Source organism: Sphingobium sp. SG1, assembly GCF_057063145.1.
The window spans coordinates 202,802-212,214 of the sequence record NZ_JBVVOJ010000001.1; the positions used below are offsets into that span (position 1 = coordinate 202,802).

At 53.8% G+C, this 9,413-nt stretch carries 19 protein-coding genes; 10 read left to right on the top strand and 9 right to left on the bottom strand.

Annotated elements, in window-relative coordinates:
• Positions 1–33: 33 nt before the first annotated feature.
• The 7 genes from AC0KVN_RS01090 to AC0KVN_RS01120 form a co-directional block, all read right to left on the bottom strand.
• Positions 34–495: a hypothetical protein gene (locus AC0KVN_RS01090; RefSeq protein WP_483655295.1), complete on the bottom strand. Its 462-nt coding sequence runs from the start codon at positions 493–495 to the stop codon at positions 34–36.
• Positions 482–853: a hypothetical protein gene (locus tag AC0KVN_RS01095; protein ID WP_483655296.1), complete on the bottom strand. Its 372-nt coding sequence runs from the start codon at positions 851–853 to the stop codon at positions 482–484. Before AC0KVN_RS01095 ends, AC0KVN_RS01090 begins: the two co-directional genes overlap by 14 nt.
• The gene (locus AC0KVN_RS01100; protein WP_483655297.1) at positions 853–1,419 is read right to left on the bottom strand and encodes a hypothetical protein; all 567 of its coding nucleotides are present in this window, start codon (positions 1,417–1,419) and stop codon (positions 853–855) included. Before AC0KVN_RS01100 ends, AC0KVN_RS01095 begins: the two co-directional genes overlap by 1 nt.
• Complete coding sequence (locus AC0KVN_RS01105; RefSeq protein ID WP_483655298.1) at positions 1,416–1,835, bottom strand: hypothetical protein; 420 nt, start codon at positions 1,833–1,835, stop codon at positions 1,416–1,418. The genes AC0KVN_RS01100 and AC0KVN_RS01105 overlap by 4 nt, the downstream gene beginning before the upstream one ends.
• Positions 1,835–2,023, bottom strand: coding sequence for a hypothetical protein (locus tag AC0KVN_RS01110; protein ID WP_483655299.1), 189 nt, complete (start codon positions 2,021–2,023; stop codon positions 1,835–1,837). Before AC0KVN_RS01110 ends, AC0KVN_RS01105 begins: the two co-directional genes overlap by 1 nt.
• 62 nt (positions 2,024–2,085) lie before the next feature.
• Complete coding sequence (locus tag AC0KVN_RS01115; RefSeq protein ID WP_483655300.1) at positions 2,086–2,496, bottom strand: HNH endonuclease; 411 nt, start codon at positions 2,494–2,496, stop codon at positions 2,086–2,088.
• Positions 2,497–2,530: 34 nt separating this feature from the next.
• Positions 2,531–3,007: a DUF6934 family protein gene (locus tag AC0KVN_RS01120; RefSeq protein WP_483655301.1), complete on the bottom strand. Its 477-nt coding sequence runs from the start codon at positions 3,005–3,007 to the stop codon at positions 2,531–2,533.
• Between the two features lie 160 nt (positions 3,008–3,167).
• On the opposite strand from AC0KVN_RS01120, the gene AC0KVN_RS01125 reads away from it, so the two are divergent.
• The 9 genes from AC0KVN_RS01125 (at position 3,168) to AC0KVN_RS01165 (ending at position 6,726) form a co-directional block, all read left to right on the top strand.
• A complete protein-coding gene (locus tag AC0KVN_RS01125; protein WP_483655302.1) occupies positions 3,168–3,803 on the top strand; it encodes an ADP-ribosyltransferase-containing protein in 636 nt (211 codons plus the stop codon).
• Positions 3,804–3,878: 75 nt separating this feature from the next.
• The gene (locus tag AC0KVN_RS01130; RefSeq protein WP_483655303.1) at positions 3,879–4,115 is read left to right on the top strand and encodes a hypothetical protein; all 237 of its coding nucleotides are present in this window, start codon (positions 3,879–3,881) and stop codon (positions 4,113–4,115) included.
• 11 nt (positions 4,116–4,126) lie between these two features.
• The gene (locus AC0KVN_RS01135; protein ID WP_483655304.1) at positions 4,127–4,504 is read left to right on the top strand and encodes a hypothetical protein; all 378 of its coding nucleotides are present in this window, start codon (positions 4,127–4,129) and stop codon (positions 4,502–4,504) included.
• Between the two features lie 22 nt (positions 4,505–4,526).
• Entirely contained in the window at positions 4,527–4,697 is a 171-nt protein-coding gene (locus AC0KVN_RS01140; protein WP_483655305.1) for a hypothetical protein, read from the top strand.
• Between the two features lie 86 nt (positions 4,698–4,783).
• The gene (locus tag AC0KVN_RS01145) at positions 4,784–5,218 is read left to right on the top strand and encodes a hypothetical protein (RefSeq protein ID WP_483655306.1); all 435 of its coding nucleotides are present in this window, start codon (positions 4,784–4,786) and stop codon (positions 5,216–5,218) included.
• A gap of 2 nt (positions 5,219–5,220) precedes the next feature.
• Positions 5,221–5,622, top strand: a complete 402-nt coding sequence (locus tag AC0KVN_RS01150) for a hypothetical protein (protein ID WP_483655307.1) — start codon at positions 5,221–5,223, stop codon at positions 5,620–5,622.
• Positions 5,619–5,828, top strand: coding sequence for a hypothetical protein (locus AC0KVN_RS01155; RefSeq protein WP_483655308.1), 210 nt, complete (start codon positions 5,619–5,621; stop codon positions 5,826–5,828). The genes AC0KVN_RS01150 and AC0KVN_RS01155 overlap by 4 nt, the downstream gene beginning before the upstream one ends.
• A 92-nt stretch (positions 5,829–5,920) precedes the next feature.
• Positions 5,921–6,136: a hypothetical protein gene (locus tag AC0KVN_RS01160; protein WP_483655309.1), complete on the top strand. Its 216-nt coding sequence runs from the start codon at positions 5,921–5,923 to the stop codon at positions 6,134–6,136.
• Positions 6,130–6,726 carry a hypothetical protein gene (locus tag AC0KVN_RS01165; protein ID WP_483655310.1) on the top strand — a complete coding sequence of 199 codons (597 nt, stop codon included), beginning with the start codon at positions 6,130–6,132 and terminating at the stop codon, positions 6,724–6,726. The genes AC0KVN_RS01160 and AC0KVN_RS01165 overlap by 7 nt, the downstream gene beginning before the upstream one ends.
• A gap of 160 nt (positions 6,727–6,886) precedes the next feature.
• Here the strand turns inward: AC0KVN_RS01165 and AC0KVN_RS01170 are convergent, their stop codons facing one another.
• A complete protein-coding gene (locus AC0KVN_RS01170; protein WP_483655311.1) occupies positions 6,887–7,471 on the bottom strand; it encodes a hypothetical protein in 585 nt (194 codons plus the stop codon).
• An 892-nt stretch (positions 7,472–8,363) separates the two neighbouring features.
• Entirely contained in the window at positions 8,364–8,729 is a 366-nt protein-coding gene (locus AC0KVN_RS01175) for a Smr/MutS family protein (RefSeq protein WP_483655312.1), read from the bottom strand.
• 249 nt (positions 8,730–8,978) lie between these two features.
• Between AC0KVN_RS01175 and AC0KVN_RS01180 the strand changes: the two genes are divergently transcribed.
• A complete protein-coding gene (locus AC0KVN_RS01180) occupies positions 8,979–9,407 on the top strand; it encodes a hypothetical protein (protein ID WP_483655313.1) in 429 nt (142 codons plus the stop codon).
• Positions 9,408–9,413: the final 6 nt, after the last annotated feature.

Genomic DNA, 9,413 nt, shown 5'->3' on the forward strand with positions numbered 1-9,413 from the left:
GTGAAAGGCCCCGGTGATGACCGGGGCCTTTCTTCATTCTTCGTGGTGAGAAGGGTCGAGGTCTTCGGCCGTCATGATGCGGAAATCATCCTTCCACCCACATCCATCCATCAACCCCGGCGAGGGCGGACCGCCTATCATCACCCCGTCACTGTTTATCCACCAGATGTGATGCGGGGAATCTGCGAGATCGGGGAACAGCACCTGATCGGCGTAACGGAAATACGACCGGAACATTTCATTCGCGAGGTCATATTCATCTCCCGGAACAATCGCTTCAATGGTCATGTTGACCTTCGCCAACGCCAAACGCCCCGTGCCACCCGGAGCAGTCCAGAACGGCGAAGTGGGATCACGAAGCGTTGACAGGCGGATCACCGATTGTGCGCTCTGGAGGGCTGAGAATGCCCGCTTCGAGAAGAGCAGAAGCTCTTCTCGATCCATGAAATCGAATGCAGTTTCACCCCACTTGAGCGGGCGATCAGGCTTGGGCACCGATCAACCTCATAAGGGTGTCATCCAATTGAGAGAATGCATGATGCAACAGGTTCATTGCATTCGCCTGATCGGTCTTTTCCCCCGATGCGTTCGCTTCCTCCGACAAATCGGCAGCTACGCCAGCCATGCAGAACGCACAAAACGCACTATACAGAAACGGATCGAGGAGGTGGCGCATCGTATCCATCATGTTAGGCGTCCCATAGATGCGGACGAAAATATCAAAAGCCACTTCGTAGTGATCTACCGCAGCGTCAATCGCTCCAGAGTAATCACCATATGCACCATCCTCGACAGCGACCTTGGCCGCGCCGATTTCAGTCCAGCATTCTTGCAGGCTCTCCAGCACAGACATCAACAAAAACCCAACTGGAGCATCATCGGCTGACGCTTGGTGATTGAACCTTCGGGGAAGGCCTGTTCAAGGCACAGCCACATCTTCTCGCTCACCAAACGCTGCATGGTGGCCGAATATGCGTCATGCAGGCGCGCAAGCCCCAGCATGCCTTCGGGTGCCCGCCGCTGTGTGATCATCACGCGAACGATGTCACGAGCGACTTTCACTTCCGGGCCAAGGTGGATACCGACGACCCGCTGCGTGATCTCGGCCTCGCGATCGCTCAGATATTTTTCCCGGCTGTTGAATGCCGCGATGATGTCATGGGTCGCCTTAGGGAAATCAGCGCGAATGATTTCCATCCGGCGATTTTCCTCTTCGATCGACACACCATGGCAAACCGAATGCAGATAGGCGGCAGCACGCAGTGGGTGGTTCTTCTCGTGACCGTTGTCACACAGAATGCGGTCCATCAGCGGTAGGATGGTGTCCACGACGGACACACCCTCGATGGTAGCCCCATCCTGCCACTGCTTCGCCAGCATTGCAGCCGCGCGAACATACCAGTTTGCCTTGGGATTCATGGCTTTTCCTCAAGATTACCGATCGCAACCATCACAGCCTTGATCTTGGCTGCCACTTCATCAGCAAGGATGCTGAGCTTCAGGTCCTTGGTGCTCGATGCGAGACACAGCGACTGCGAAGCGACAAGGAAGTGCTTCGATCCGATATGCTCCAGTTCGACCAACGCATCGTTCAGAACGCGGAATGACTCACTCACCGGCACCGCGTAGGCGACGATGTCATAATCTACGTCGAGGCCATAATCGTCGGCGTTCATATCCTCGTGGTCCATATGTTCCCATTGATCCGTGTTGAACCAACGGAAGGCACCAGCTTGGGACGTGTCTTCCATTCCATTGCGATACCGGACAGTGACGACCTTGGTGTCAGCGACGGGTGCGCTGCTGCCGCCCGCCCATTCGATCCACTGGCTCATTAGGCAGTCTTCGCCTTGAGCGCGCGCTGACCCGGCAGGCCCATCAGATGCGCCTTGGTGCGAACAGCCATGTGGCCCATACCGAGCGCGATGCCGATGTCCTCGGGCTTATAGCCCTCGTTCCACAGAACGGTCAGGCCGCGCTCCATCGATGCGCACCACTTTACCCGGTCGGTTTGCTTCGTCACAATCTTGCTCCTCAAATTGGGCTGTCAAATCAGAGACCCAGCGTTAGAGAAGCGAAATCGCGTCAGTCAATTTTCTTCGCAGCCCTTCTTTTCGCAGCACGCTCACCAGCTTCGCGAGCGGATTTCTCTCGATGGCAGTCTTTACAAAATGTGGTCGTATTGGAGAGTTTCCAATATTCGATGTCACCATTGGCCTCATAGAGTGGGCGCGTGTGTTCGACGTCCCAATCTTTCCGGCCGCAGTTCTTTCCACACTTCGAACAGATACCCTTGTCGCGCTTCCACACGGCTTTGCGCGTAGCGGCTGGCCAATAGATGACCTTATATTCATTCACACAGATGGGGTTGTGCCAGTTTGCCCGCTTATTCACGGAACCATCTTTCTTCAGGACCATCTCACCGCAGAATTTGCACTGACCGGGCTGGGCATTGAAGTAATGAGCGGGCTTCGGAGGCTTGCGATGATCTTGCATCGACTATTTATCGGTCAATGCCCACCAGTGCGGGTCAGCGGTTCAGAAGTCTCTTGAAAAATCCTTTTTTCGAGATCACGAAATTGGTCCCATCGTCCTGACTTTGGCCCGTTAGCTGATAGTCAGGAAACTCCGAAATGAGTTTTTTTATCATAGCCTTGTAAAGTTTTGCGCGTGACGCTTCCATGGCGGTGAATTTTATTTGAGCGGGTTTTACGGTCGAGATAAACTGGCGAATGGCGTCAAGCACCGTGGCAAAGACCTGACCTGCCAAGCCAGTGCCAGTGACGGTAATGTTGCCCTCGTTCCGGAAATACACCGAATAGGATTTTTCATCTTGGGTTCCGAATACGATTTCATAGTTGTGACCATTATCGGTCTTAAATCGCGCTGTATCGGGGTGACCGAAAGATTTGTCCCACTGGATTGGATAGCCGCTTTTAAAAAGCTCGTTGAGCATTTGGCCTTCTACAAGGTCGATAAGTGCGCGAAAGGTCGGTGCTTCGGTCATTGTATATTTATCAGACCATCGCGAAATTATATTTGACGGTTATGTCGGGATCACGTAACCAGACACGGCGCATGCTCCCGTAGTTCAACGGTAGAACAGGATGCTTTAACCATCTAGTCAAGGGTTCGACTCCCTTCGGGTGCGCGCGCATAAGTATCCGATGAGAAACTTCATCGACATCATCACCGAAGCCACCGACCCCCGTGACAATCCAGCCTTTGTCCGCTGGTTCGGCGACAGCAAAGTGGTCGATGAACATGGTGCCCCATTGGTCCTCTACCACGGCACCGGTGAGAATATTCAGCTATTCCATTCGAGCAAATTCATCTGGGGGAGCGTGCATCCAGAGTTGGCGTCGACCTACGCTGAAATGCGCCAAGAATGGCACAATGGTAGCGCCAATGTCCTCCCCATCTTTATGCGGATCGTCCACCCGCTCGATGCCGATGGGCTCCCTAATGCGGTTACGATCCGACAAATGATCGACATCATTCGATCGCAGGCGGCAAACACGCTCCCCGATGAGGAGTATGAGGCGGCTTTCGACTCCCTTCAGGCTGGGCGATATCAGGAGGAAAGTGGGCCGCACTATTCCGCATATGATTTCTGGCTCAACGGCCGCGACATGTTCGGCACTGACGGACACTGGGCCTTCATGAGCCTGTTCCATCGCGCAGGCTTCGACGGCATCCGCATGCACGAAGATGGTCATTTGACCTACGGTGCATTTGGGGCGGATCAGGTAAAGTCGGTGTTCAATAGAGAATTTGGGGACAACGATCTACTCTCCTACTAAATCATAAAAGGTGGTATTTTACATTGACCGCGTTCGTCGAATGGGGCATATCCACTTCAACAAGTGGAGACCACCATGTCTAATTTCGCCGATGCCATTTCTCGATCCATGGTCGCACGGACTGTCTCCATGGGCCTTGTTCCCACCACCCGCGTCAGCGTGGCATGTGGGTTCCAAGGCGAAAACAAGCGCGTCGGGACGATCGTCAACATTTGCCCCAACGGTCTGGTCGACGTCGACTTCGATGACGGCCTCGGTGCAGGCAGGGGCGTTCGTCTGGAACGCTGCGAAATCATTTCTTCCGAACAGTAAAGGCCAGTCCGATGTTTCCCTTCACCATCAAGGCGGTCGAACATCCGCATCACACGCACAGCGACCATCGTTTCCGTCATGTGATGCGCGCGCTCCCCAAAAGCGAAAGTTGGTTCGCCTATGATGTGATCATCCATTCGCCGACGGAAATCGAATTCGTCACCTATGGCATGCGTGACACCTGCTATGGTGGGATCGGCCCTGAGAAGGAACGGATCAAGACGACCGTTCCCGCCTCACTGACCCGGCAGGCGATCGAAACCAAGGCGTTTAAGCTTGCCGAAAGGCGGCGCGCGGATGAACTGGCGGAAATCGAGCGCCTCATCATCGCCCGCTACGCTGACGAAATATTGACGGAGAACGGCGTGGCGTTGGAAATGGTCGCCTGACGATCACCCGGAGTGACATGAAATGACCCGTTACGTTGAGGACTTCGAAATCGGAGAGCCCTGCCCCCTTTATGTCGAGGGCAGCGAAACTGAGGAATGCCAAGGGAAGCTGCGCGAAAAGAAAGTCCCGGCGGGAGAGGATGCGCCACTGGAGTGCGACACATGCCTGTGGGAAGCAAGCGATCTCGACTGACGCGGGGCATTTCATAAAAAGTAGTATAAAGTTCTTGACGTGAGAGTTCTTGGTCGGCATATCTACTTCAACAGATGGAGATCGAGATGACTACCCAGACCGCACTCAAGAACGTTCACCTGAAAGTTGATCGTGTCACGCTCGAAGGTGTGATCTTTCAGGTCTGGAATGTCGCTGAAACTGAGTGCGAACCCAAGCTCTGTTCGGTGAATGATATCGTCAAGCGGTCGGACATTCGCGTGTTCGATATCAGCAAGAGCGATGCGGTGATCGATCGCATCGACGACAGCCGCATGATGCGCTCCTATATGCTCGCGCTGTCCTACATGACCGACGAATGCACCATGCTGGCTGCCGAATCCACGTTCGAGGTTACCGACCAGCGCCGCAGCGAAATCGTTGCCCGTATCGGTGAACTGGAAACGCGCATCAGAGTGCTGCAAATGGCAGCGCGCCTGATGTTCGAGGCCGTCAACGGCACGTCGTTCACGACTGCAATCGATATGCTGGGGGAGTGGTGAGCATGAACGTCGCACAGATCATCGATGACGCAAAGCTCGGTCGCCTGCGCAAAGATGCGCAGGAGGACACCTGTTCCGTGTTTGCCGCCGCCCTTTTCGACGTTCTGAGCGAGCGCGATGTTGCTTGCTCGATGGTCGCCGCAGCCTTCTGCTTCCACAAGGGTCGCCCCGAATGGTATCACTCGGTGGTCGAGGTCGATGGCGTCTATTACGATTCCATGGGCGCATTCGATGCCGATGCTGTTCGCAAGCGTCTGAAAATCCACGCCAAGGTCGATTTCGATCTCTCGTTCAAACCTGACTTTCGCGATGGCGTATACGAAGAGGAATTCGACGAGATGCACGCCTTCTATGCGAAGGCTCTGCGGAAATCATTCGACCAGCATGACAGGATTGCGGCATGAGCCTTCGTCCCTCTGACGTCACTGGTCTGATCCAGCGGCTGCGCGATCGCGCCAATGCTCTCCCGGCCGAGCTTTCGGAGAGGGAGAATGTCGATAGCAGTCATTGCGGCCCATATGGATCGAGCACCCCGGAGGAGTTCATGGACGATCCCGATGTCCTGCTTCTCCATGACGCGGCCGACGCACTGGAAACGATGATGAAGTAGAGGAAAATTCCAGAAACTTTCAAAAAGCGGAAGTTTCTGGAATTATCTACCGCGACCTGTTTATGTGGTTCCGATTTGAAAGGAGCCATTTGATGAACAAAATTGTGGCGATCGGCTTTCCCAGCAGTTTTCGCTGCTATGTTAATGTCGACCGAGCAGAAGCTATCAGGCGTTTCGACACCACGCATTCCGTCGAGGAAGGCTACCCGCCAAATTATCACGAAAGCATGATTATAAACGAGTTCGAATTCGATGATGAATTCGAAGCCTATTCGGTCGAACCGATCCATGAGGATTTCCGATGCTGATTGCCCCCGAACCCTATGGCCACAACAGTGCTTCCGGCTGGCCCTTCTATCTCATCGAGGTAGAGCCATCGGAGGGCTTCATCAAAGCGTGGGAGCCACGCTACTATTATGACATGACGGCGGGTGGTCAGCTTCCAGAACTGCCGCCGCTTCGTCACGAGGTGAAGGTGGAAGCCGAACCCTATCCGAAGCACAAGCCGCCCCGAGGCTATCGCCTCTACAAGGATGGCGCGCCATGTTATGGCGGCCAATGGCAAAGCCAACCCGATGACGAACATTGCATCAATCATATCATCGGTGTGATGGCGAGCTATATCCTGCGTCAGAAAACGCGGGTTGACCAACTGATCTATGAGGGGAAATTTTCTCTCGACGTTCCCGTAATCAGCCGGGATGAAATCACTTCGATGAGGGCTCGGATCAATGATCTGGTCGACCGTCTGGATCAATCCGAGCACCTCCCCGTTCCGCACGAATTCTATCGTGCGATCAAGAACGAAGGTCAGGGGACGGGCTGGCGCTATTCCGCGCTCGGAATTGGAGTCGAGGACTTGCGGAAGATCGGCCGCATGCTGGAGAAAGTGGCATGAATACACCACAGATTATTGGTCTGATCCTCACCGGTATCGGCTTATTGCTGAGTTACATCCTCATGCGCCAATCCCGTCTACCGGAGCCAAACCTACCGCCTCTGTGAGTGTTCTTGGCGATAGCGTCTGTATTTATTGGCGTTGAAATGTTGAGGGGGTCTTATGACCCCTTCTTCATATCTGCACCATCGATCGGGTGACCATGCTTATCGAATTCACCCCAAATATGTAACTGCATGGGGTCGATCTTCCCCCGCACGCGGGCACCTCGCCCGTAGATCATTGACTCTGCGAGAGAGTCACCGAGGTCTTTCGCCCCGCCCCACATTCGCTTGTTGAACAATTGGTCCTTATCAGGGAGCAGTCTGCTGACCAACACGTCCACCGCATAGACAATGATATGACCGGGCTGACCAGAATATGCCATGCGCGCGAATGACACGGCCGAGTTGGGATCATAAGCCAGATATACGAAACCGTGAGCACTTTGCAGGCTTTTAGCGCGTGTAGCCGATGTAGGCAGAAGGCCCTTCCCTGTGACATCATGTTTGCTGGAGGTGCCGTGATACATCCGAATGAAGTTGGTCTTATTCGATCGGAGAAACGCACCGAAATCCTTGACCTCTTTCGGGGTTATCGTTCCATTGGCCGCCTTGACGTCCAGATCAAACAGGGTCGAGTCAACCTGTGGGTCGAAATTGAGAACGGTGCCGAAGCTTTCCACGATATCTATGAACTCACGCATAGGCCTATTTATCGCAGGGTAAATAGATTGGTGCGATCAGTCCGTCTACCGCAATTGGAGTGGGCGACGAGGGCAGCAAGGCCCGGCTTCGGCTCAGCACTGATCGCACCATAAGATGTCATGAAATCACTAAGGGATCAGTTTCGCTACGCTTCACTGATGCCCTGATATTCGATCATCACTACAGCGCAAGCGCTTACGTTCTCGATCTTCATATCAATTGAATGGTTCAATTATATGCATTGTCCCTAGATCGGAATGTCACATATCTCCCCCTATATGGTTGAACTCCAAGAAGGTAATTCATCCACATAGGGGGAGATAATGTTCCTGACGTCCCTGAGTCGTCCAGTCACTCGATAAGCAACGTATCCATTTTATTGGAGGCTGGCGGTTACCCGGTACCAGCTTGTAGCAGCCCAATCTCGGCTGTGATGCGCAAAAACTCTACTGAGACGGTTGGGACGCAACTTTCCTGTCCGGAAAGATACAATCCGAGCGAACCTCGGTCCGGCATCACTTGCCTAACGGTTATACCCTTGGGGTAATCACAGACACATCGCTATCGAGGAACGTGTGTCCGCTGATGGTCGAAATGCTGTCGCCATCATCGTTCTGGTCGCCTCCTCATTTTATACCGGCAGAGAACCCGAAACCGGTCGACCCACTCATGGCCGATGTCTGCTTTCACGGAGCCCCCAAAGGGCGCTTACAACGTGCTGGCTCGCAGCTTTGGGGCGGGTCCCATTATCGCGATGGATCATCGCGCCCTAGAGTGTTTGACTGCCTCGTCATCCGGCCGCTGTTCTAAGGCGGGTGTTCCGGCGATATGGACGTTCTACGCCTTCTACAGGCCCGTCCACAATATTTAGGTTGCGCCTATGCCAAAATGTCAGGAAACGCGCTGGTTGCGGCTTATATGGCACCTGAATGCGCCGCCACCATTTAGCACTTCAACATGACGAAGTGATGCGCGCTCCATCCAAATCGGAAATTCTGTCCTGATCCTCCCGGAAAGGCCCGTGATGATGACGACTGATTTTACCCCACAGACACCCGCATCAGCAATGAAGCCGAGAGAGGCCCTGTAGGCGTCCTCCAGCGTCATGTTGTGAAGATCGAGCACCCATGATGGCTCTGGAGCGGTTTCGCGCTGTGGCGACCGGGAAAATGGCATTGGTGTGGGATCGTCGAGGCGACGCACGGTTTGCGTGACCTCGGTCCACAATTGCTCTTCCTGATCGGTTAGTTTGCGCATGACGCTTTATTTATAGGCGCGAAGTAACGAATGCAAAATATTCGTTTTTTAATATTGCGCGAACTGCATCTACTTCAATATAATGATCACATCAGCAGCGTTGAATCGAGGCTGCGCTGTTGGTATTCTGATTAACATATATTCTATTCCATAGGAAAGGTCATCCGGCAACGGGTGGCCTTTTCTTTTTGCCTCCATGGTTGAGACCTCACTATAAAGTGTTGATCATTTTACAGAGAAAAATTCGCGATGGATAACTTCAAGATCGACATCACCAGCGATGGTGACATTCTCCCCGCACTGAAAATGGCGTTTCAGGAACACCGGAGCCGCGTATGGCAAAAGACGGCTGTGGGCTATGCCTTGCGCCCCGCAGGCCCCTCCCCTGACATATCTGTCCGTGGCGACCGCGAACGACCACTCCGCATGGTGTTCTTCTCCTATGCCCCCACCGATAAGACCGATTTCCACCCCTTCCCTTTCAAAATGGACGCCACTGCGGCAGCGCAGTGGGTCATCAGTTGGCTCAAGGAGGCCCCTTACGAAGAGGAGGACGAATATTTCGATGGATCGACTGAGAAAGGCTGGCGGGTCTACAATGAGGACTGGGGACGCGTAGACGGCTGCCATGCGGCATTCATCGCAGTCACTCCAGTGCTGGCGCTCTACGGCAAATGACGTTTA